Source organism: Pseudomonas sp. WT-JTC (genome assembly GCF_056711565.1).
This window is the reverse complement of the sequence record NZ_CM160042.1, coordinates 598,881-621,227: the sequence shown is the minus strand read 5'-3', so window position 1 is coordinate 621,227 and position 22,347 is coordinate 598,881. Positions and strand designations below refer to the sequence as shown.

Annotated in this window: 24 protein-coding genes; 13 read left to right on the top strand and 11 right to left on the bottom strand. The window is 59.7% G+C overall.

The genetic code is table 11. The features are described from left to right. The first annotated feature begins 122 nt into the window (after positions 1–122). On the top strand, positions 123–1,250 hold the full coding sequence (locus AC06G5_RS02730; protein ID WP_413425466.1) for a sensor histidine kinase: 1,128 nt from the start codon (positions 123–125) through the stop codon (positions 1,248–1,250). A gap of 138 nt (positions 1,251–1,388) precedes the next feature. Here AC06G5_RS02730 and AC06G5_RS02725 read toward each other — a convergent pair whose 3' ends face one another. Together AC06G5_RS02725 and AC06G5_RS02720 are read right to left on the bottom strand one after the other, a co-directional pair. Further along, on the bottom strand, positions 1,389–1,694 hold the full coding sequence (locus AC06G5_RS02725; RefSeq protein ID WP_413425464.1) for a chaperone modulator CbpM: 306 nt from the start codon (positions 1,692–1,694) through the stop codon (positions 1,389–1,391). Positions 1,695–1,721: 27 nt separating this feature from the next. Beyond that, a complete protein-coding gene (locus AC06G5_RS02720) occupies positions 1,722–2,669 on the bottom strand; it encodes a DnaJ C-terminal domain-containing protein (protein ID WP_413703663.1) in 948 nt (315 codons plus the stop codon). Positions 2,670–2,966: 297 nt separating this feature from the next. Here AC06G5_RS02720 and AC06G5_RS02715 point away from each other — a divergent pair, with 297 nt between their 5' ends. Further along, positions 2,967–4,241: an Hsp70 family protein gene (locus tag AC06G5_RS02715; RefSeq protein ID WP_413425460.1), complete on the top strand. Its 1,275-nt coding sequence runs from the start codon at positions 2,967–2,969 to the stop codon at positions 4,239–4,241. Positions 4,242–4,377: 136 nt separating this feature from the next. Here the strand turns inward: AC06G5_RS02715 and AC06G5_RS02710 are convergent, their stop codons facing one another. The 3 genes from AC06G5_RS02710 to AC06G5_RS02700 form a co-directional block, all read right to left on the bottom strand. Continuing rightward, positions 4,378–5,391, bottom strand: coding sequence for an AI-2E family transporter (locus AC06G5_RS02710; protein ID WP_008016836.1), 1,014 nt, complete (start codon positions 5,389–5,391; stop codon positions 4,378–4,380). A gap of 170 nt (positions 5,392–5,561) precedes the next feature. After that, a complete protein-coding gene (locus AC06G5_RS02705) occupies positions 5,562–5,870 on the bottom strand; it encodes a PsiF family protein (RefSeq protein ID WP_111284342.1) in 309 nt (102 codons plus the stop codon). A gap of 64 nt (positions 5,871–5,934) precedes the next feature. Beyond that, positions 5,935–6,729, bottom strand: a complete 795-nt coding sequence (locus AC06G5_RS02700) for an AraC family transcriptional regulator (protein ID WP_413425457.1) — start codon at positions 6,727–6,729, stop codon at positions 5,935–5,937. Positions 6,730–6,826: 97 nt separating this feature from the next. On the opposite strand from AC06G5_RS02700, the gene AC06G5_RS02695 reads away from it, so the two are divergent. Next, positions 6,827–7,714: a DMT family transporter gene (locus tag AC06G5_RS02695; protein ID WP_413425455.1), complete on the top strand. Its 888-nt coding sequence runs from the start codon at positions 6,827–6,829 to the stop codon at positions 7,712–7,714. Positions 7,715–7,832: 118 nt separating this feature from the next. Here AC06G5_RS02695 and AC06G5_RS02690 read toward each other — a convergent pair whose 3' ends face one another. The 3 genes from AC06G5_RS02690 to AC06G5_RS02680 form a co-directional block, all read right to left on the bottom strand. Then, positions 7,833–8,723, bottom strand: coding sequence for an esterase/lipase family protein (locus AC06G5_RS02690; RefSeq protein ID WP_413425453.1), 891 nt, complete (start codon positions 8,721–8,723; stop codon positions 7,833–7,835). Between the two features lie 106 nt (positions 8,724–8,829). Beyond that, positions 8,830–9,135, bottom strand: a complete 306-nt coding sequence (locus AC06G5_RS02685) for a DMT family transporter (protein ID WP_413425451.1) — start codon at positions 9,133–9,135, stop codon at positions 8,830–8,832. Beyond that, positions 9,136–9,774: an FMN-dependent NADH-azoreductase gene (locus tag AC06G5_RS02680; RefSeq protein WP_413425449.1), complete on the bottom strand. Its 639-nt coding sequence runs from the start codon at positions 9,772–9,774 to the stop codon at positions 9,136–9,138. It lies immediately after the preceding gene. A 110-nt stretch (positions 9,775–9,884) separates the two neighbouring features. Between AC06G5_RS02680 and AC06G5_RS02675 the strand changes: the two genes are divergently transcribed. The 3 genes from AC06G5_RS02675 to AC06G5_RS02665 all read left to right on the top strand — a co-directional run bounded on the left by AC06G5_RS02675 (position 9,885) and on the right by AC06G5_RS02665 (position 12,523). Continuing rightward, a complete protein-coding gene (locus AC06G5_RS02675; RefSeq protein WP_413425447.1) occupies positions 9,885–10,799 on the top strand; it encodes a LysR substrate-binding domain-containing protein in 915 nt (304 codons plus the stop codon). 188 nt (positions 10,800–10,987) lie between these two features. Further along, positions 10,988–11,758 carry a hypothetical protein gene (locus AC06G5_RS02670; protein ID WP_480458949.1) on the top strand — a complete coding sequence of 257 codons (771 nt, stop codon included), beginning with the start codon at positions 10,988–10,990 and terminating at the stop codon, positions 11,756–11,758. Between the two features lie 78 nt (positions 11,759–11,836). After that, positions 11,837–12,523 (top strand): hypothetical protein, encoded by a 687-nt coding sequence (locus AC06G5_RS02665; RefSeq protein WP_413703664.1) that lies wholly within the window; start codon positions 11,837–11,839, stop codon positions 12,521–12,523. A gap of 74 nt (positions 12,524–12,597) precedes the next feature. On the opposite strand, the gene AC06G5_RS02660 is transcribed toward AC06G5_RS02665, so the two are convergent. Continuing rightward, on the bottom strand, positions 12,598–14,667 hold the full coding sequence (locus AC06G5_RS02660; protein WP_413425441.1) for an AsmA family protein: 2,070 nt from the start codon (positions 14,665–14,667) through the stop codon (positions 12,598–12,600). Positions 14,668–15,047: 380 nt separating this feature from the next. On the opposite strand from AC06G5_RS02660, the gene AC06G5_RS02655 reads away from it, so the two are divergent. The 7 genes from AC06G5_RS02655 (at position 15,048) to AC06G5_RS02625 (ending at position 20,334) form a co-directional block, all read left to right on the top strand. Continuing rightward, a complete protein-coding gene (locus tag AC06G5_RS02655) occupies positions 15,048–15,602 on the top strand; it encodes a WD40 repeat domain-containing protein (protein ID WP_413425358.1) in 555 nt (184 codons plus the stop codon). Positions 15,603–15,774: 172 nt separating this feature from the next. After that, positions 15,775–16,407: a TetR family transcriptional regulator gene (locus AC06G5_RS02650; RefSeq protein ID WP_008016847.1), complete on the top strand. Its 633-nt coding sequence runs from the start codon at positions 15,775–15,777 to the stop codon at positions 16,405–16,407. 268 nt (positions 16,408–16,675) lie between these two features. Then, positions 16,676–17,176 (top strand): urease accessory protein UreE, encoded by a 501-nt coding sequence (ureE, locus tag AC06G5_RS02645; protein ID WP_413425360.1) that lies wholly within the window; start codon positions 16,676–16,678, stop codon positions 17,174–17,176. Further along, positions 17,173–17,847 carry an urease accessory protein UreF gene (locus AC06G5_RS02640; RefSeq protein ID WP_413703665.1) on the top strand — a complete coding sequence of 225 codons (675 nt, stop codon included), beginning with the start codon at positions 17,173–17,175 and terminating at the stop codon, positions 17,845–17,847. Before ureE ends, AC06G5_RS02640 begins: the two co-directional genes overlap by 4 nt. 23 nt (positions 17,848–17,870) lie before the next feature. Next, entirely contained in the window at positions 17,871–18,485 is a 615-nt protein-coding gene (gene ureG, locus AC06G5_RS02635) for an urease accessory protein UreG (protein WP_413703666.1), read from the top strand. Positions 18,486–18,514: 29 nt separating this feature from the next. Then, positions 18,515–19,087, top strand: coding sequence for a HupE/UreJ family protein (locus AC06G5_RS02630; RefSeq protein ID WP_413425366.1), 573 nt, complete (start codon positions 18,515–18,517; stop codon positions 19,085–19,087). A 113-nt stretch (positions 19,088–19,200) separates the two neighbouring features. Further along, positions 19,201–20,334, top strand: a complete 1,134-nt coding sequence (locus tag AC06G5_RS02625; RefSeq protein ID WP_480458948.1) for an AGE family epimerase/isomerase — start codon at positions 19,201–19,203, stop codon at positions 20,332–20,334. Between the two features lie 7 nt (positions 20,335–20,341). Here AC06G5_RS02625 and AC06G5_RS02620 read toward each other — a convergent pair whose 3' ends face one another. Together AC06G5_RS02620 and AC06G5_RS02615 are read right to left on the bottom strand one after the other, a co-directional pair. Next, positions 20,342–21,247 (bottom strand): cation diffusion facilitator family transporter, encoded by a 906-nt coding sequence (locus AC06G5_RS02620; protein ID WP_413425370.1) that lies wholly within the window; start codon positions 21,245–21,247, stop codon positions 20,342–20,344. A 172-nt stretch (positions 21,248–21,419) separates the two neighbouring features. After that, entirely contained in the window at positions 21,420–22,181 is a 762-nt protein-coding gene (locus AC06G5_RS02615) for an SDR family oxidoreductase (RefSeq protein WP_413425372.1), read from the bottom strand. Between the last annotated feature and the right edge of the window lie 166 nt (positions 22,182–22,347).

The following is a 22,347-nucleotide window of genomic DNA, read 5'->3' as shown; positions in this document are numbered from 1 at the left end:
TTTCAATATATAAGTACCACCCTGGAGGCTCCCGTTCATGGCACCGGGCGCGCGCTCTTTTTTTCGTGAAAGGCGCTAATATGCTTCTGGCTGTTTTCCAGCCAATGCTCAGGGGACCTGACATGCGCCTTTCCGAATTCATCGTGCAGCGCGTTGATTGCATCGTCGATGAGTGGGAGCAGTTCGCCAAAACCATCACCCCGGCCGCCGAATTCATGGACTGCGTCGCCCTGCGCGACCACGCGAAATCGATCCTGCTGGCAGCGGCGCGGGACATGAGCAAGCCCCAGTCCCCCACTGAACAGGCGGCCAAGGCCTGCGGCGAAGGCCCGGAAAAAACCCCAAGCCTGGACCAGGCCGGCGCCAGCCACGGCGAACTGCGGCACACCGTGGGCTTCGACCTGGTGCAGATGACCAGCGAATTCCGTCACCTGCGCGCTTGCGTGATCCGCCTGTGGATCAACAGTCTTGAGTCTCCCGACATGGCCAGTTTCCAGGACATGATCCGGTTCAACGAAGCCATCGACGAAGCCCTGGCCGAATCCACCGCGGCCTATGCCGAACAGGTCAACCGTTCGCGGGACATCTTTCTGGCGATCCTCGGTCATGATCTGCGCGCGCCTCTGCAAGCGGTGAGCATGTCCATCGAAATGCTCCTGCGCAAAACCACTCTCGAGGGCGATGCCCTGACCTGTGCGACCCACATCCAGCGCGGCACCCGGCACATGGCGGTGATGGTCAGCGATTTGCTGGAACTGGTGCGCAGTCGCCTGGGCAAGAGCCTGCCGATCGATCCGGCGCCCATGGACCTGGCCGATGCAGTACACGCAGCCATCGCCGAGGCCTGCGCCGGCAATCCCGCATGCGATCCGTCCCTGAAAACCGTGGGTGATACCCGCGGCATCTGGGATGCCGGGCGACTCCAGCAACTACTGCAAAACCTGATCGGCAACGCGCTGCAACATGGCTCGAACAAACACGACGTGACCGTGACCCTGACAGGCGAGCCGGAAACAGTTCGCCTGACCGTTCACAACTACGGCCCCCCCATTCCCGAAGATGCCATCGGCACGATCTTCGATCCGATGGTGCGCAGCGCCGACGAAGAACTGGGCCAGCCTTCTACCAGCCTTGGGCTCGGCCTGTTTATCGTCAAGGAAGTGGTTAATGCCCATCAGGGCACCATCGAGGTGAGTTCCAGCGAGGCGGCCGGAACACTGTTTACCGTGGTATTGCCCAGGAACGTTTAATACCTGGCGACCGCGTTATCGTTCTTCGTCGGAACGCCGCCCGGAGCAAGCCCACTCCCACATGGACGGTGAACAACCTGTGGGAGCGGGCTTGCTCGCGAAAGCGGTCTGACAGACCAGGCAAATACAACAGAACACCTACTCGACCAACAACCGCCCCAATCGCTGCTTGAGCATGCGGTTCTCGGCCCGCAGTTGCTGGACCTCTTCGAGCAGATCCAGCGCCAGGGCGACGCCTTCCCATTCCAGGTCAAGGTCGCGCCGCAGCTTGGCGGCGCGCTTGGCCAGGGTCAGCTCGTAGTCATTGAAACGCCAGTCCTTGGGCTGAGCACCCTGAGGTTCGAGGATGCCGTGTTCGACGATTTCGATCACGTAGACGGCCGACAGCTCGGTCGCCTCACAGAATTCTGCCATGTCCAGTTGAACGTTCAGGGGACTGCTCATTGTCAGTGTCTCCTTGGTTCCAAGGGATCAAAAATGCTCTCGCGGGTCGAACGCGGCTTTTTTCGCCAGCTCCTGCCACAGGGCCTTGATGTCATCGTCGGATTTCTTCGGCATCACCGCTTTCAGTTGCACGAACAGGAACCCGCGCTCACCGGCCTTGTTCATCAGGCCATGGCCCTTGGCGCGCATGCGCTGGCCGTTCTGGCTGCCGGCCGGCACCTTGAGGTTGATCCTGCCGGTCAGGGTCGGCACGGCGACTTCGGCGCCCAGCGCCAGCTCCCACGGTGCCAGTGGCAAGGTGATGATCAGGTTCTCGCCTTCGACGTCGAATTTCGGATGCGGAGCAAAACGGATCGTCAGGTACAGGTCGCCATTGGCGCCGCCACCCACACCCGGAGCGCCTTGCCCCTTGAGGCGAATGCGCTCGCCGTCGGTCACACCGGCGGGGATCTTCACGTTCAGGCTTTTGCTGGTGTTGCTTACATGCTGGCCGGCCGCGTTGTACTGCGGCACCTGAAAGGTGACCTTCTTCGACTCGGTCGACAGTGTTTCTTCGAGAAAAACCCCAAGTTCCATTTCCACGTCTTGCCCTCGACGTCCGGTGCTGCGACGCGACTGTCCTCCACCCCCAAAGCCTGGCCCACGGTTGCCGAAGATCGAACTGAAAAAGTCCGAGAAATCGCCCGTGTCCTGACCGCCGCCACCGAAACCACCACGGCTCTGCCATCCCGGTGGTCCCTGGAACGGCTGGCCATGCTGGCCATAGCGGCGCAAATCATCGTATTCGGCGCGTTTGTCGGCGCTTTTCAGCGCTTCATAGGCTTCCGAAGCGTCCTTGAATTTGGACTCGGCATCCTTTTCCTTGCTGACGTCAGGGTGGTATTTGCGCGCCAGCTTGCGATAGGCGGCCTTGATCGCCTTATCGTCTGCGGTCGGCTCCACACCGAGAATCTTGTAATAGTCTTTGAAGTCCATCGCGGGAATCACCATCCGTTATCAAATCGCGCCACAGGCCACAGCATGCGCTTGTTTGCAGCCATTGGTCTGACCGATCTCAAGTTTGTGACCGGGTGGCGCAGCAGAAGTTTATCGGCAGCAGGCGGGGCTTCTTGCGAGCACTCTCGCGGCTGTCCGGTTGATGCAGGGTAGTTTGGGGGGAATGCCCCATCTTTCAAGGCATTGTTTGCGAAGAATTAGCAGATAACCGGCCTTCGAATCTGGCGCGCTCTGACATACACTGCGCGGCCGTTTTTTAACCGGAACCTGAAAGACATGAACAACGCATCTCCAGCCCGTGCCGTGGGTATCGACTTTGGCACGTCCAACTCCACCGTCGGCTGGCTGCGCCCCGGCATGGAAACGCTGATCGCGCTGGAGGACGACAAGATCACCCTGCCGTCGGTGGTCTTCTTCAACATCGAAGAACGCCGCCCGGTGTACGGCCGCCTGGCGCTGCACGAGTACCTGGAAGGCTACGAAGGCCGCCTGATGCGCTCGCTCAAGAGCCTGCTGGGCTCCAAGCTGATCAAGCACGACACCAGCGTCCTGGGCACGGCGATGCCGTTCAAGGACCTGCTCGGGCTGTTCATCGGCCAGCTCAAGAACCGTGCCGAAGCAGCCGCCGGTCGGGAGTTCGAAGAAGTGGTGCTGGGTCGGCCGGTGTTTTTTGTCGATGACGACCCGATGGCCGACAAGGAAGCCGAAGACACCCTGGTCGATGTGGCGCGCAAGATCGGCTTCAAGGAAGTCTCGTTCCAGTTCGAACCGATTGCTGCGGCATTCGACTACGAGTCGACCATCGAGAAAGAAGAGCTGGTGCTGATCGTCGACATCGGCGGTGGTACGTCCGACTTCTCCCTGGTGCGTCTGTCGCCGGAGCGTCGCGCTGTGGATAACCGCCAGGATGACATCCTCGCCACCGGCGGCGTGCACATCGGCGGAACCGATTTCGACAAGCAACTTTCGCTGGCCGGCCTGATGCCCCTGTTCGGCTATGGCAGCCGGATGAAGAGCGGCGCCTACATGCCCACCAGCCACCACATGAACCTGGCGACCTGGCACACGATCAACTCGGTGTACTCACAGAAATCCCAGCTGGCCTTGGGCAGCATGCGCTACGACATCGAGGACACGGGCGGCATCGATCGCCTGTTCAAACTGATCGAGCAGCGCGCCGGGCACTGGCTGGCGATGGAAGTGGAAGAAACCAAGATCCAGCTGACCCACGCCGACAGCCGCCACGTGCCGCTGGACCGCATTGAAGCGGGCCTGAGTGTGGACTTGAGCCGTGCACTGTTCGAGTCGGCCATCGACAGCCTGCTGGAGCGGGTGCGTAACAGCGTCACCCAACTGCTGGCAAACGCCGACGTGCGGGTCGACCAGGTCGATACGGTATTCTTCACCGGCGGTTCGAGTGGTATCCCGGCGCTGCGCAACAGCGTCTCGGCGATGCTGCCGAAGGCGCGGCATGTGGAAGGGAACATCTTTGGCAGTATCGGCAGCGGTCTGGCGATCGAGGCTGCAAAACGCTACGGCTCGATGGACTGATCCGAAATCTGCGGTGCGCCCTTCGCGAGCAAGCCCGCTCCCACATTCAACCGAGTTCCTCCAGATGGAATACGCTCAAATGTGGGAGCGGGCTTGCTCGCGAAGGCGCCAGATCAGGCAATAAAGATCCAGCGGATCAAACCATCCCCACCTGCTTCAACTCACTCTTCAGATACGCGTAGTAAATCGGCCCCGCCACCACCCCCGGCAGGCCGAACGCGGCCTCGAACACCAGCATCGCCAGCAGCAACTCCCACGACTTGGCACTGATCTGCCCGCCGACGATGCGCGCGTTGAGGAAGTATTCGAGCTTGTGGATAAAAATCAGGTAACCCAGCGCCGCCACGGCGACCCAGATCGACAGCGATAGACCGACGATGGTGATCAGGGTGTTCGACATCAGGTTGCCGATCACCGGCAGCAGGCCGAGCAGGAACGTCAGCACGATCAGGGTTTTGGTCAGCGGCAGCTTGATGCCGAACAGCGGCAGGATCACCGCCAGGAAAATCCCGGTGAAGAAGGTGTTGAGCAGGGAAATCTTGATCTGGGCGAACACGATGTTGCGAAACGCCTGGACCAGCAGGTGCAGGCGATCGAACAGCGCCGCAGCCAGCGGCTTGCGCTTGGTCAGGTCCGGCACACGCTGCAAGGCAATGATCGCCCCCAGCACCATGCCGATCAGCAAGGTCACGAACATGTGCGCCGCGTCCTTGCCCACCAGTTGCAAATCGCTGAGGTGCTTGCTGACCCATTCGCCGATTGCCACGCGAAACTCGGCGGCACTGGCCGGCAGATAGGCGTCGATGAACGGCGGCAGTTGCCCGCGTGCACGGTCGACCACCCCCATGAACTTGTCGAGGGAAGCACCTGGGTTTTCCGCTTCGTGCAGCAGAAAACTGATGGCGCCGGCAAAGATCAGCGACAGTACGCTGACAATCAGAGTCCCCAGCAACGCCACTGCCAGCCAACGTGCACGTCGGCCTTCAATCAGTCGTTGCAGTTGCGGGGTGAGCATGTTGACCAGTTCGAACACCAGCAACCCGGCGAGCAGGCTGGGCAGCAACCGCAGCGGCAGGACCAGCAGCAACCCGCCAAAAATGATGACCCAGCTGATGACCAGCAAAACTTGACGCTGAGAAAACGTTGGCATACAGCCTCAAAAACGAACGGCATAAAAAGGATTGGCAGTCTGCCAGCGATCCGGTGCGAGCACTAGGGATTGTGTGGGGCGACCTTGGTCGGGGGCAGGGCAAATTGTGAAACTCCCCAGTCAGCCCATACAACGCCGCTCCCACACTCGACTGAGTTGATCCCTGTGAATTATTTTTTCTTCAGGCAATCACTCATGAACGCCTTGCGCTCATCCCCCTTGAGGGCCTTGGTGGCGGCGTCGGCATTGCAGGTTTTCATTTTCTCTTGCTGCGGCGTCAAGGCTTTACCGGCATCGTTTGCCGCCGGAGCGGCCTTCAGGCAGGTGCTCATGAAGGCTTTGCGCTCGTCGCCCTTGAGGCTTTTGGCCGTGGCGTCGGCGTTGCAGGTGGTCATCTTTTCCTGTTGGGCTGTGGCGGCGAAGCCTTGGGAACAGAGCAGCAAACCGATCATCAACAAAGGGACACGCAACATCTTCATGGAGTTTTCTCCTTGTTGCCACACCGAGGGGCGTGGCCTCGTACTGGAGTGTAGACAACCCCTGTTACACCTTCCTGTTCTCCAGATGGCTGCGTCGATACTGCTCCGGCGTGCACCCGGCCTGGCGCTGAAACATTGCGATAAACGCAGAGCCAGTGCTGTAGCCCATGTCGAAGGCGATTTCTTGAATGCTTCGCGGGCTTTCCAGCGCTTCGATTGCCGCCAGAAAGCGCAGGCGCTGGCGCCACTCGCCGAAACTCATGCCCAGTTCCCGCATGAACTGCCGTGCCAGCGTGCGCTCGCTGACATGGATGCGCGCGGCCCATTCCGACAGCGGCCGGTTATCCCCCGGCTCGGCCTGCAACGCTTCCAGGATCCCCAACAGTCCGGGGCTGCTGGCGTACGGCAAATAGCACTCGTGCACCGGCGCCTGTCGTAGCTGGTCCACCAATACCTGGGCCAGACGCTGATCGGCAGCCTGCTCGGGAATTTTCACGTCCCGAGCCGCGAAGTCCTTGAGGATCGCCTTGAGGATGTCGCTGATGGCCAGGGTGCAGGCTCGCGACGGCAGATCGGTGCACACCTTGGGCGCCAGGCACACGGCGCGGTAGTTGACCGGTTGGTGACTATAGAAACTGTGCTCGATCTGCGGCGGTACCCACACCGCGTATTGCGGTGGCGACATGAAGCGGCTGCCCTCGACGTCCATGTGCAGCACGCCATGGGCTGCATATTCCAGCGTCCCCCAGGGATGTCGATGGGGTGCTGCGTATTCGTGGGCGTCGAAATCGGCGTAGCGGAAGTACACCGCCGACGGCAGTTCGCTGAAGTCCAGCAGGTCGATGTGTTTACTGCTCATGCTGTCCGTCATCAGGGGCGGGTTGTCTGGTTCGAAGTATAGGCTTGCATCCAGACAAGCGGATAATTGCCCCTCATTAACGTTCTGGTTTTTCCCGATGCAATACGCTTATCCCCTGCTGGCCATTTTTATCTGGGCCGGCAACACCGTGATCACCAAAATGTCGGCCGGGGCGATCTTCCCCGCCGAGATCGGTTTCTACCGCTGGCTGCTGGCCGGGTTGCTGTTCACGCCCTTCATGCTCAAACCGGTGCTCGCCCATTGGCCGCTGATCCGACCGAACCTGGGCAAGATCCTTGTCCTCGGTGTTCTCGGCATGGCGGTCTATCAAAGCCTGGCGTACTTCGCCGCGAGCCTGACTACGGCCACCAACATGGGCATCATCCTGTCGCTGATGCCGCTGATGTCGCTCGCCATGGCAATCATCAGCCTCGGCCAGCGCCTGACCATGGGGGCCCTGGCTGGTGCGGTGCTGTCATTCACCGGTGTCCTGGTGGTGGTGTCATCCGGCAGCCTTGGCATATTGCTGGAGCACGGGGTCAACCTGGGCGACGCGATGATGCTGATCGCCACCCTGGCCTACGCGGTCTACAGCACCCTGTTGAAAAAATGGCAGCTGAAACTGCCGCCGCTGGTGCTCCTGTATTTGCAGGTACTGGTGGCCGTGGTGGTGCTGTTTCCGCTGTTCCTCGCCTCACCGAAAGTCGGCGCGACCCTGCAGAATATTCCGCTGGTGTTGTACGCCTGCCTGCTGGCTTCGATGGTCGCGCCGCTGGCGTGGATGCAGGCCGTGGTGCGTTTGGGTCCGAGCCGGACCACGCAGTTTTTCAACTTGCTGCCGTTGATTACCGCATTGATTGCGGCAGTGGTACTGCATGAACAACTGGCGATGTATCACCTGGTGGGCGGAGTGTTGACCTTGGGCGGGGTGATTGTTTCCGAGCGTTGGACGACGGTGTTGGGTCGCAAGGTCAGTGTTGCCTGAGCCGCCGCCTTCGCGAGCAAGTCGAATCGTCGCACCGCCGCTCCCACATTTGGAATGCATTCCCCTGTGGGAGCGGGCTTGGTCCGGGCGGCGTTCCGACGAAGAACGATAACGCGGTCTAGACGCCTTCCGCCGCCAGCCGCGCCGCATGCTCGACAAACAACCTGATCGGCTCGGCCCCCTTGCCCACCAGCCCCAGTGACTGGTTGACGATATCGAAGTGATCCAGCGGATACTCATCGCCAATCACCGTCCCCAGGTGCGAGCTGTAGCGCCCGACCATGCCGTCGCAATGCCCGGCTTCGCAGACGAAGGTTTTGGCGAATAACCGGCAACTGCGGTTGGTGCCATCCAGCAGGTTGCGCCCGCGATCGGTAATGCCCGGTTGCAATGTGCCGGACCAGGAGTAATAACGCACGCCGTTGACCTCTTCCGGCCCGTGACCGCCCCAGATGTCGGGCAGCCCCTGTGGATAACGCTGATTGAACAGCGCGACGCCAGCGGTGGTGAGGGAGTGGTGGGACGCATGGATATCCACCGGTAGCTTCGGCCCGCGGTAACCGGTATCCAGCCACCCCATCAGCGCACTGATAATCCGCAGCAAAAAGCACAGCAACCGGCCACGCATGCTGTCATGGGGATAATGCTCGTGCAGGTAATCGGCGAGTTCCGAACCGTGATTCGGCCCCGCAACCGAGGTCACCGAAGCGATCAGGTCCGGACGCTTTGCCGCCGCATAACGGGCGGTCAGCGAGCCCTGGCTATGGCCGATCAGGTTGACCTTGCCGGCCCCGGTTTCCCGCAGGATTTCCTCGATGCGTACCAGCAGTTGCTCGCCGCGCACTTCGTTCGAATTAAGCGGCGAGACCTGCACGGCGAACACCACCGCACCACCACGGCGCAATGCCTCGACGATCCCGTACCAGTATGGATAAAGCACCAGGCGGATAAACCCGAGCATTCCGGGTACCAACACCAGCGGATAGCGCGGGGCAGAACCTTGCGACATGGGTGGACATCCTTGTGGTCGGAGGGTGACGCAAGGCGGAAGCAAGACATCCGCCAAGCATCACCAGCGAAGATGACAACTCGACGACAAGTCTATGTCATCCACCCTACTTCAACCCCGCCACGCCCGCCACGATCAGCCCGACCGAGACCAGTTTGATTGCGGTCAGGCTTTCACCCAGCAGCGCGAAACCGAGAAACACCGTGCCCAGCGAACCGATGGCGGTCCAGATCGGGTATGCAATGCTCACCGGCAATTCGCGCATGGCCAGGGTCAGGAAGTAGATCCCGCCCACAGCGGCCACCACAGTGATCAGCGAAGGCCAGAGCCGAGTGAAGCCCTCGGCGTACTTCATGCCCATGGCGAAGGTGACTTCGAACCCGGCGGCGATCAGCAGAAACAGCCAGGCCATCTAGAACTCCCCGGCCAGCGCCAACAAGCGCCGCTCAGCCTCGGCGGCGGAGATCTCAAAGGTGCGTTCGGCGGACTCTTCACCCTCGACGGCCACCACGGTGACGTCCGTGATGCCGATGAATCCGAGCACCGTGCGCAATAGCGTGTCGGCATGGTTCATGGCTTCCAGCTCGCCTCCCGGACCAAAACCAAAGCCGCCACGGCTGGTGACGATCAGGGCTTTTTTGCCCTGCACCGACGGTTGGTACTGGGCCACGCCATTGTCCAGGGTGTGATCGAAGGTCACCCCGACGCGCACGATCTGATCAATCCAGGCCTTGAGGCCACTGGGCACGCTGAAGTTGTGCATGGGCGTGGAAATCAGCAACACATCGTGGCCCAGCAGTTCGCCGACCAGCTCGTCGCTGAACGCCAGGTCGGCCTGCATCGATAATGGCCGGGCATCAGGCTCGGGGTAAAACGCGGCGGCCACGAATGCTTCGTTGACCGGCGGTATCAGCGCCCGACCGACTTCGCGCCGGGTCAACTGTGACTGTGGATGACGGGCCTGCCAGGCCGTCAGAAACACTTCGGCCAAACGGCGCGAGTGAGAGCGTTCACCACGTGGACTGGCATGAACGGCAAGAATTTTACTCATCTGAACCTCCTCAAGGACTAAACTCAAACGGCTTGTGGCTTGCAGCTTGAAGCTGTCAGCTGCGCCTCTTCAAATGAGCAAAAATCATTCAGGATGAATCCATTTCATCCGTGGAGCTTTCAGTGTTCGCCTCGCTACCTTTGACCGCCCTGCGTGCCTTCGAATCCGCCTCACGCCTGTTGAGCTTCAAGGCTGCCGCCGAAGAACTGTCGGTCACCCCGACGGCGGTGTCCCATCAGATCCGCTCCCTGGAGAGCTGGCTCGGCGTACCGCTGTTCGAGCGCCTGCCACGCCAGGTGCGCCTGACCGAGTGCGGTGAACGGTTGTTCCAGAGCCTGCACGGGGCTTTCCTCGAAGTGGCGCAAAGTGTCGACACCCTGCGCCCGCAACGCAGCAGCGCCAACCTGACGGTCTCCACCACCGCTGCCTTCGCCGCGCTGTGGCTGGTGCCACGGCTGGGACGCTTCTACGCCCGGCATCCGAACATCAACGTACGTCTCGATACCCACTGCGAGGTCATCGATCTGCATCAGGACGCCAGTGTCGATCTGGTGCTGCGCTACAGCCTCGACGACTACCCCAACCTGTACGGCCAGTGCCTGTTCGATGAGTCCTTCGGTGTCTACGGTTCCCCCGAACAAGTGGCCCTGGCGTCGAGTCGTGCCCCGACGCTGATCAGCGTGCGCTGGCACAACTCGAAGCTGTATGCCCACGGCTGGGAGGCCTGGTGCGCTCGCTCCGGCGAAACCTGGTCGAGCGGCCGGCCCGCCGTGCGCGAATACGACGAAGAGCATTACGCCCTGCAAGCGGCGATTGCCGGGCAAGGTCTGGTGTTGGCAAGCAATATCCTGGTGTCGGAAAGCGTGGCCGGTGGTCTGTTGCTGCCGTACCGGGGAGAAATCCAGGTCGATGGTGCTGGCTATAGCGCACTGTGCGTCCCGGGACGCGAACGTCATCCACCGGTTCGGGCGTTTTTTGCGTGGTTGCGTGAGGAGGCATTGTTGTCCGGGCATGCGGTGCGCTGATCAGGAAACGAAAACACTACATACTTTCGCAAGTCACAAGACCATTTAACCCGACACCACCGCATTAAAACATTTAAAGCACAATAAAACCTGAAGTTACAAACCCCAACTAGACTTTAAAAAAAACTAACTTACTCTAACAACCACAGCCAACCGGCTGTTTAAAAAACAAGTAAAGGATTACTTTCATGCTACTTGAACAACGACTTGAATTTATTGATTCCCTGCCAACCTTTCCAGTCACCACACAGCGCTCGCTACTTGAACTGCCTGAGTCCCCTGAAAAGCCTGAGCACGATATCGACAAACCAACTGCCAGCGTCATGCCTAATACTATCGATGCATTCCTGCCCGGCGTTTCGCAGGTAGTCATCGACGATGTCAACTTGTGCAAATTAGTCATGCAAAATGCCGCCACCAAAAATTTCCCCGAAGACGCGCAACTTTTCGAGTGGTATCGTTACTATGTTGACGGCCTGAGCAAGCTGGGTTGGGTGACTCAAAACAGGAACATCCAGGAGGTCACTATCAAGAGAGCCGCCCTGACGATGGATCAGGTTGCCTTGGAAGTAGCAGCAGGATTGATTGGCGCCAGTGCTGCTCAAATTCTCGCCGGGGTTGCCAAAAAGGCAGTTGAGGCGGTGCAGAACAATCCCGGTGCCATTAAGATTTTTGATAGCTACAAAAAGCTCGGCGCTCAGACAAAATTCGACATCGCGCCGGTCTGGGTTGATAACAGCGGGCAAGCGAACATGCTCCTCAACTGCATCGCCATGGATGCCAGGGAAAGCACCCATGGCATTCTGTTCTGGAAATCGACCAAGCAGTCCACCACGATAAAATCGGGCGCCGTACGCACTTACCTGGACACTAAGGTCTTTTCCGGCTTGCGTGAAAGCCTGTACGAAAAATTCAGCGAAAATGGCAAGAAATTCATTGCTGACCTGCCTGACTTCTAACAGTCGCTGATACGTTTAAATCGGCAAATACTTGCCGATTTAAACAACTTCCCGCGTACACGTCGCGATGGAAAAAACATGAAAAAAACAGTCTCTGATACCTGGCTTGTCAATGGCAACATTATGATTTTTTGCGGCCCGCACACTGACAGTTTCAAAAACGATATTTTAACATCCAGTCTGTTCGGTGAATTGGTGGCGGAACAAAAAAACAGCCCCCGCGCAACTTCGTGGTCCACCTATACAGATACAGTTATAAAATTTGGCTGGATTGTTAATAACCGAGCGACTCAGCAACTCGAATTTGAAAACATAAACCTGTCGAGTGTTGTGGAACAAAGTGCCGGGAGTGCCCTTCCACAAGACGAACGACAAGCGCTCGCCATTGCCTTGGCCCAATTGGTCAACCTCCCGGGTGATTCACCGGCAATCAGGGCAATAGTCGAAAAGCTGCAAAAAAACGCTATTGTGAGCACCACCACGGACACACCGGTTTCAACGGCTGTTCTGCTGACGATTATTCGCAACGACAAAACCGTGGTAACCCTGCAAGTGGCGTTCGAAACGCTTCACGAGATTTCCATCGATATTCTCGAGCAGCCTGTCTTGAGCGCTGACAACGACCGTCAGACCAACAGCTGGCTGTTGTGCAGCTTACTGGATGAGCGCCACTACAACCTGGTAAGAGCCGATGTCCTCAAGAAATTGGGGCGCAACATTGAAACAAGGCTACTGCAAATTCCTGTACCCGCCGACCTGGATTGAAAGCCTGGACAGTGCACGACGTTCAAGCGCCCCCGAATCGAAGGCTTGCGGCGCTTGAACACTGTTTGCACGAATCAGTTTTTGACGGTCTTGGGCACCTTGCCCGCCTTCATCTGCTCCAGCAACGGCGCGCATTGATTCGGCTCGCCCCCACTCGGTGCCACCAGCGCCAGCAACCCTGCCGCCGGCGCGGCGATCACGCCCAGCGCGACCATCCCGGCTCCGCGCAGCATCAACGGCACGGCCTTGACCCCGGCATCGGGCTTGATGAACTTGCCGCGCACATACAGTGGCGAGCGCAGTGAAAGCAGGCGCCAGCCCTTGGATTCCGGGGTGATGGTCAGGTCCAGTTGTTCAGTCGCCATGTTGGCGGTGCCGTCGATGTAGATGATCGCGTTCTCGGTGTCGAACACAAACAAGCGGGTACTCGCCAGGCCGGACTGGATACCGAAGTCAGCGGCCGCGCAGTTGATCTTCACTTCCTTGTCGCCAAAGATCTTGCCAACCACATAGTTGCCGACGTTCAGGCCCGCCAGCTCCATCAGTTCGCGACTGATTGCGCCATCATTGATCAGCATTTTCAGATTGCCATTGGCGCTGCCCAACAGCTTGGCCACCGAATTGCCGCGACCACTGATATCAGCGTCGCCGTTGAGTTCGCCAAAACTGGTTTTCATTGGTTCAAAGCCGGGGAACAACTGCTTGAGCTTGAAGCCCCGCGCGGTGAGTTTTGCCTGGCCCTCCAACGGCTCGGCATGGCCGTTCAGGCGAATCTGCGCATCCAGCTTGCCGCCAGCTACGCCGAAACGCAGCGGCTCGAGACTGAGCACGCCATCGGTGAGCACCAGATGGGTGTACAGGTCGTTGAATGGCAGTTTTTCGCTGTGCACGATGCGCTTGCCGGTGAACTCGACATCGGCGTCCATATCGCGCCAGCGATCGGTCTTGAACTCTTCGACCGGCAGAACCTTGTCCGCCGGTTGTTTGCTGTCACCGCCACGGGCCTTCTGTTTGGCGTTGGAGTCGGCACCAATCAGCGGCGCCAGATCGGCGAACAACAATTGATTGGACAACAACGAGCCGCTGAGTTTTGGTCGTGGCTGGCTGGCCACGTAAGTCAGGTTGCCGTGGATGTCGCTCTCACCGACCTTGCCGTTGAATTCTTCATAGCGGAACACCGCGCCACCGGCCTCGTGCAACCTGGCAATCAGGTGGCCGTCGGTGGCATAGGGTGGCGTGTCCGGCAGGGTTACGCCGGTCAGCGGATAGAGGTTGCCCAGGCTGGTGCCGGCCAGTTTCAGGCGCAGGTCCAGGGCGCCGAGATTCATCGGATCGGTCAGGGTACCGGCCAGTTCAACGCTGGAATCGCCGATCTTCAACTGTGCCTGAAGCGGAAACGGCCGTGCTGCGTCCTGCAACGCCAACAGCCCGCCAATCTTGCCCTGGCCCGCGAGTTTCTGGCCGTGGTACTGGCCGTTGACCTTGAGGGCGAACGCATAATCCTGGGGTGACGAGCCCTTTTCCTGCGCGGCTTTCGCCGCTTTGTCGCCGACGATATCGCTGAACGGAACCGGTTTGCCCAATGGATCGATCAGCACGTCGAGTTGAGTCATCAGGCTCTGGTCGTCGAGGATGACGTGGCCCTTGTCGAAGCCGATCGCGCCGATATCCACCCCCCAGCTGAAGGGCTCGGCGTTCGGGTCTTTCGGGTCGAATTTGAAGGTCCAGTTGGCGCGCCCGTCAGCCAGGCGTTGCAGGTGGGCATTCGGCTCGGTGAGATCGATACGCGGGATCACCACCCGCTGCGCCAGCAATGCCAGGGGAGAAATACGCAGTTCTACCCGCTTGAGGGTGACCATCTGCGGTTGCTTTGACCAATCCGGATTGCCCAGGCTGAGGTCCTCGGCCACCACGTGGGGCCACGGAACCCAGGCGCGCCAGCCGTTTTCATCGGGTTCGGTCTGCCAGGCCACCGACAGATTGCCGTTGATGGCAAAAGCGCGGTGCAGTTCTTCGGAAACTTTGGCGTTGAGTGGCGCTTTGATCCGGTTCCAGTCGAAGAACACGATGATCAGCACCAGCACCACCAACAAGGTAAGGAAAGTGGAAAGGGTCCAGACAAACGTCTTTTGAGTGCGCGTCATTGCACAAGGCTCCTGATACGACCGGGCGCCCCGACTGCGACGCACATGTGAAACGGGGAACCGCAAGCGGCTCGCCATGAAGTCTACGACTGATAAAAACCCGCCAGGTTTAATCGACAGACAGTTTTCTCAAAGTCAAACAATGACCAGCTGGTCAACCAGCGTTACCGACCCCGCACTTTTGCATGTCACAGGTGAGTCGAAAATACCCACATCGGTGCAAATCAACTCGCCGGAAACGCCCGGCCTAGAGCCTCCGCAGCAAACAATCAATTCCGTTGATTATTACCATTGCGTTTATGAACTTTTATATCGACTTATCGAGAGTAGCATTGCTCTCGTACCCACTTTCTCGCCCCCCCCCAAGGAGCAAAACAATCATGAAACGCCAACTACTGCTTAGCCTTTCCCTCTCGATGCTGGCCAGCACTGCTTTTGCCCTGCCAGCCGCTGACCAGGCTACGCCACAAGTGAAACAGAACCACTCGGTGTTCAGCCAGACTGTCGCCGCCGATGGCTCTGAACGCACTCCACAAGGTCAGACCCTTGCCGAAGGCGGTAATGATCGCCTGAAAGAAAAAGGCCTGATCACTCAGGATGGCTCGGACCGTACTCCACAAGGCCAAACCCTGGCTGCCGATGGTTCCGATCGCACTCCACAGGGCCAGACCCTTGCCGCTGACGGTTCGGATCGCACCCCACAAGGTCAAACCCTTGCCGCTGATGGCTCGGATCGCACCCCACAAGGTCAAACCCTTGCTGCCGACGGTTCCGACCGCACTCCACAAGGTCAAACCCTCGCTGAAGGCGGTTCGGATCGTACCCCACAAGGTCAAACCCTTGCTGAAGGCGGTTCGGATCGTACCCCACAAGGTCAAACCCTTGCTGAAGGCGGTGGTGATCGTGTGATCGAACGCAACAGTGCCCTGAGCTAAGCCCCATGGCCGCCCTGAAAAGAAGCCCAATCCCCGGATTGGGCTTTTGACTTTTCAGCGGTCCGCTTGATAGATGTCGCACTTCCCCGCTCGATCCCCCCACAGTCGTTCGACGCAGGCAAAGCCGATTTGCTAGAGTGCGCCGCGTCCCTGTCCAGAAAACGCCCTTGCGATGCTGCCCCGCGCCGAACAGAAGCAACAGACCCGTAACGCCCTGATGGACGCTGCCCGGCGCCTGATGGACGGCGGCCGAGGATTCGGCAGCCTGAGCCTGCGCGAAGTAGCGAAAACCGCCGGCATCGTACCGACCGGTTTCTACCGCCATTTTGCCGATATGGATGAACTGGGCCTGGTGCTGGTCAGCGAAGTCGGCCAGACATTCCGCGAAACCATTCGCCTGGTACGACACAACGAATTCGTGATGGGCGGCATCATCGATGCCTCGGTGCGGATCTTTCTCGATGTGGTCAGCGCCAACCGTTCGCAGTTCCTGTTTCTCGCCCGCGAGCAATACGGCGGTTCGCTGCCGGTACGCAAGGCCATCGGCCGTTTGCGTGAAGACATCAGTTCGGACCTGGCGGCGGATTTGTCACTGATGCCGAAACTGCAGCATCTGGACATCGCAGACCTGAGCGTCATGGCGGATCTGATCGTCAAAAGCGTGTTCGCCACCCTGCCAGATATCATCGACCCGCCAACCGAAGCCTTGCCCGAGCACCTGACGCCCCAGGCGAAAATCACCCAGCAACTGCGTTTTATCTTTATCGGCCTCAAACATTGGCAAGGGCTGGGCAGCACTGAGTAAACCTGTGGGAGCGGGCTTGCTCGCGATGGCGTCGGCACAGTCAGCATTCATATGACAGACACACAGCCATCGCGAGCAAGCTCGCTCCTACAGTGACGCGCATCGCATCATCTTGGTGCGCAGCGCAAAAGCAGCGCACTAAATTCATCCAAAAACCTCACATCAAAAAATCCCGTCCTACACCACCGTCAGGCATTTCCTACGCATCACGTCGATTGGCAAGCCCCTTGCTCTAGCCTGAACAATGTTCATAGCTGGAAGCCTTCCGATGCTGGTGATTCACCGCAGAATCGACCCTCAACCCGTTTGGGCCGCCGAACTGCACCTTACGTTCGAAGCCCGCAGCAAAAGCCGTTTGCGCTGTTTCAGTGCCGAAGGCGAAGACGTCGGGTTGTTTTTGGAGCGCGGCCAGCCGCCGTTGCATGACGGCGAATGCCTGCAAGCCGAAGACGGGCGAATCGTGCGTGTCTGCGCCCGCCCCGAACAATTGCTGCACGTCACCTGCGCCAATGCCTTCGAACTGACTCGCGCGGCCTATCACCTGGGCAACCGCCATGTCGCCCTGCAGGTCGGCGACGGCTGGTTGCGCCTGCTCGACGATTACGTGCTCAAGGCTATGCTCGAACAACTCGGCGCCGTTGCCACGAACATCGAAGCGCCGTTCCAGCCGGAACACGGTGCCTATGGCGGTGGCCACCATCATTCGCGTCACGGCGATGAAGACTTCAACTACGCGCCGAAACTGCACCAGTTCGGCGTACGCCCATGAACCCGGCCTGGGCACTGCTGCGCCTGGCCAGCCCACAATTGCCGATTGGCGGCTACAGCTACTCCCAAGGGCTGGAAATGGCGGTGGATAACGGCCGCGTTCACGACTCCGACAGCGCCCGACGCTGGATCAGCGATCAGATGTTGCTGAACCTGGCCCGCTTCGAGGCACCGTTATTGCTCGCCCATTGCATGGCCGCCAGTGAGGACAACTGGGGCCAATTGCTGCAACGCTGCGAGGAACACCGCGCCAGTCGCGAAACCCGCGAGTTGCATCAGGAGAGCCGGCAGATGGGCTACTCGTTGCAGCAACTGCTCAATGGCTTGCCGGAACTCGACACTGCCGCCCGCGCCTTCCTCGAACAACGCACCGAGCCACATCTGGCCCTGGGTTGGGCATTGGCCGCACGCGCCTGGCAGATCAACCCGCAGGACGCCCTGGCCGCGTGGCTGTGGAGCTGGCTGGAAAACCAGTTGGCGGTGCTAATGAAGACCTTGCCATTGGGTCAGCAAGCCGCCCAGCGCCTGACCAGCGAACTGTTGCCGCTGCTTCAACAGGCTCAACAGAACGCCACTCGAATCGATCCCGATCATTACGGCAGCGCCGCTTTCGGCCTGTCCCTGGCGTGTATGGCCCATGAGCGCCAATACAGCCGCCTGTTCCGTTCCTAGGGCCCCTTATTTTGGAGAATCACATGAACACACAACCCCTGCGTGTCGGCATCGGCGGCCCGGTCGGTTCCGGCAAAACCGCCCTGACCCTGGCCCTGTGCCTTGCCCTGCGCGAGCGCTACAACCTGGCCGTCGTGACCAACGACATCTACACCCGCGAAGACGCCGACTTTCTGGTGCGCAATGAAGCCCTGGCGCCGGAACGCATCATTGGCGTGGAAACCGGCGGCTGCCCGCACACGGCCATCCGCGAGGACGCCTCGATCAACCTCGAAGCCGTGGATCAACTCAATCGCCGTTTTCCGGGGTTGGACCTGATTCTCGTGGAGTCCGGTGGCGACAACCTCTCCGCGACCTTCAGCCCGGAACTGTCAGACCTGACCATCTACGTGATCGACGTATCCGCCGGCGACAAACTGCCGCGCAAGGGTGGGCCGGGGATCTGCAAATCCGACCTGCTGGTGATCAACAAGATTGACCTGGCGCCGCTGGTCGGCGCCTCACTGGACATGATGAACAGCGACACGCAGCGCATGCGCAACGGCAAGCCATTCGTGTTCAGCAATCAGAAAACCGGCCTGGGTCTGGAAGAGATCATCGCCTTCATCGAACGCCAGGGTTTGCTGAACGCGGCCTGATTACGAATTATCAACAAGGAAGCTTATCCATGACACTCAAACGCATTTTCGGCGCCCTGGCCCTGCTGCTGACTCCGGCCCTCGCCTTCGCCCATCCGGGGCACGGCGACAATGGCTTGATCGCCGGTATCAGCCATCCGCTTGGCGGTCTCGATCACCTGCTGGCGATGCTCGCGGTGGGGTTGTGGGCGGCGCAGCAGAAAGGTGCTGCGCGCTGGGCCCTACCATGCACATTCGTGGGCACCATGCTGATCGGCGGCTTGCTGGGCTTTGAAGGATTGAACCTGCCGGCACTGGAAAGCGGGATTGCGGCATCGGTACTGGCGCTGGGCCTGGCGGTGGCATTGGCAGTGCGTCCACCACTGGGCATGGCGCTGGCTGCGACGGCGTTGTTTGCGCTATTCCATGGTGTGGCCCATGGTCTGGAACTGCCGGAGATGTCGAGTCCCTGGACCTACGCCGCAGGCTTCGTCGCGGCGACGGCTGTGTTGCACGCGGCAGGTTATGCGCTGGTGCGGGTGTTGCCGCAGGCGGCGGCACCGTTGGTGCGATTGGCGGGTGCGGCTTCGGCGGCGACCGGCGTGTGGTTGTTGGCGGGTTGATCACGTGAAGCGGCAAGCTGAACTGCTCTTGCTTGCAGCTTGCCGCTTGAGCTTGATTCCTGCCCCTCTGCTAACATGTCGCGCAATCGCCCCTGCCGTGACGACGCCAGCCAATGCCGCCTGTTTCCCGCTCCGCCTCTCAGCCTGAATTGACCGCTCTGTTCGCCTCGGTGCAACAGCATTTCCTGAACGTCATCGTGCCGCTCTGGCAGGGCCCGGGCTGGAATGCCGACATGGCGTTGCCCTACGAAGCGCTGGATGCCGAACATCGGCCGCTGCCCCCACAACGCTACCGGGCCATGGCCTGTGCGCGGCAGTTGTACCTGTTTGCCAGCCTGATCGGTCAGGTGCCCAAGGCTGAAGAACGCGCGGCGGCGCTTTTCCGTTCCTTGCAACGGCATTTCCACGATGCCGAGCATGGCGGCTGGTTCTACAGCATCGACCCGCAAGGTACGCCGCTGGATCAGCGCAAGGACCTCTACACCCACGCCTTTATCCTGTTCGCCTGCGCGCATTATTGGGACAAGGTCCGCGAGCCATTGGTGGAATCAGTGCTCAACGCCGCACTGGAAGTGGTGTCGCAGCGCTTCGCCACCGGCGACGGCCTGTACGAAGCCAGCCTGGACCGTGATTGGTCCTCGCTCGACTCCGGGCCATTGCAGAATCCTCTGATGCATTTGGCCGAAGCCTTCCTCGCCACTCTGTCGGTGCGCGAAGACGCGGCTGTGCAGAACGCGCTCGTCGAGTTATGCACAGCCATGCAAAAGCGCTTCATCGACCCGCAACGCGCGGTGTTGATGGAGAAGCCGCTCGGAGCTGTGGATAACTGGTTCGAGCCGGGCCATCAGTTCGAATGGTATTTCCTGTTGCAATCCTCGCCACTGCTGCGCGGCTCGACACTGCATGCCTCGCTGGAGCGCGCGTTTGCGTTCACCGAGCAATGGGGTGTCGATCAGCAGACCGGTGCCGTGGGAGCGATGCTGGAACTGGACGACCACCCTCGCGACGCAACCCAACGCATCTGGGCACAGGCCGAATACTTGCGTGCCCTGACCTTGCGCCCGGGCAGTGAAGCATCGGTACAACGCCAATTGCAGGCGTTGCAACAGCGCTTTCTGCATACGGGCGGTTGGTATGAGTGTCGCGATGAGCAGGGCGAAGTGAGCCGCAAGGACATGCCGTCAACCACGCCTTATCACCTGGCGACCTGTTATCGCGGGTTGGCGGAATATCTCGCCACAAGGTGAAATCCAATCACTCAATCCACTTGCGATCCCCGGTAAAGCTGATGGTCAGCCATCGCGCGGCGTCCGGCTCGCCAAGCCTTGTGGAAATTTCCTCACGCAGACTGTCCAGTTGCCCCACGCCGTCCAGCCAGTAATCCTTCGGCAACACGATGTGTATTTCGATGAAACAGGCCCTGCCGTGTTTCTGCACGTAGGAAATGTAATCGTCGAAACCATGCTCGACCTTCGCCACCTCCATCACCTGACGCACCTTGTCGTCCAGTTGATCCGGGACGATCCCCAGCACATCGCGTAAGGCCGGGCCAAGGATTTTGAAGGCCGGGGGGAGCATGCCCAAGGCCAGCAGAATCAGGATCATCGGATCGACATACACCGCCCACTTGTCGTACCCCTGAGTCTTGAGCAGCAGCGCGATCAGGAAACTCACCAGCAGGCCCGCCGACAGCATCGCGTCCACCAGCCAGCTGATGTTGTCGAACTGGATCAGTGATGATTTGAGTGTGCGATTGCGATGGCGGACGTAGAAGAAATAAATGAGCTCGACGACGGTGAACACCGCCGCATAGACGATCACCAGGCCTAGTTCGACCTCGCGGCCACCACTGATGATGCCGAACACACCGTTGAGAAACGCATAAACGGCCACCAGGAATATGAAACAACCTTCGATCACCAGCACCATGGGCTCCAGGTGCCAGGAACCGAATTGGAAGCGCTGATTGCTTTCTTTGGCGATCAGCCGGGCGGTGATCAGCATCAGGACCTTGATGAAGGCCGCGATTAACGAAAAGAAGCCATCGAACAGGATGGATTGGGCACCTGAAACAAAACCGGTGATGATCCCGGCAAATGTCACGGCGAGCATCAGGAAGGTCGATTGTTTGAGCAGCGACTGCTCGCCTCGATTACTCACTTGATCTCCTCTGGTACCTCTGGACCGCCGGGTGTGGCGGGTAGCTTGAGGGAGGAGTCTAGCTGATGTCCGGTTTTGCCTGTTCCGGCCCCTTCGCGAGCAAGCCCGCTCCCACAAGGATTACGTTGAACCTGTGGGAGCGGGCTTGCTCGCGAATAGCCGTTATACGGTCTTAAGATTTACGGTCGATGGCAAACCCGGCCCAGGTCTGGCTCACCGGCATCAGCTCCAGGCTGTTGATGTTGATGTGTGCCGGGGCGTTGAGCACCCAGAAGATGGTTTCGGCGATGTCTTGCGGCTGAATCGCCTCGGCGCCCGCGTAAGTGGCGTTGTAGCGCTCCTGGTCACCGGCAAAACGCACCAGCGAAAACTCGCTCTCGCACAGGCCCGGCTCGATGTTGCTGACCCGTACGCCCGTGCCTTGCAGGTCGCAGCGCAGGTTCAGGGAGAACTGTTTGACGAACGCTTTGGTCGCGCCATACACGTGGCTGCCCGGGTACGGATAGTTGCCGGCGATGGAACCCAGGTTGACGATGCCGGCACCACGACCGTGGGCAATCAGGCGTGGCAACAGCAGACGTGTGCTGTACATCAGGCCTTTGACGTTGGTATCGACCATCGTGTCCCAATCGTCCAGGTCGCACTTGGGTGCCGGGTCAACACCCAGGGCCAGCCCGGCGTTGTTGATCAACCCGCGCAGTTTGGCAAAGGATGGCGGCAGATTGGCAATCGCCTCCTCCATGGCCTTGCGATCACGCACGTCGAGCACCAGGCCATGGACTTCCGTTTGCTGGGACAGCTCGGCGCACAGCGCATTGAGGCGCTCTTCACGACGCCCCGTCAGCACCAGTTTCCAGCCGGCCTCGGCAAAACGACGGGCACAGGCTTCACCAAAACCGGAGGTCGCGCCGGTAATAAACAGGGTGTTGGACATCGTGTTCTCCTTGCTTCGGCTGATCGCCAGCCATTGGAATAGAAAATCAGCAGGCAGCATGCCCGGCCTTGTTCGCAGCGGCAACCACCGCTCAAGCTGTGCAAAAAACGCTCAACTCCGGCAAGCCCTTTACCAACGTGGCCTGCAGCCATGTGCGCGCACGTTA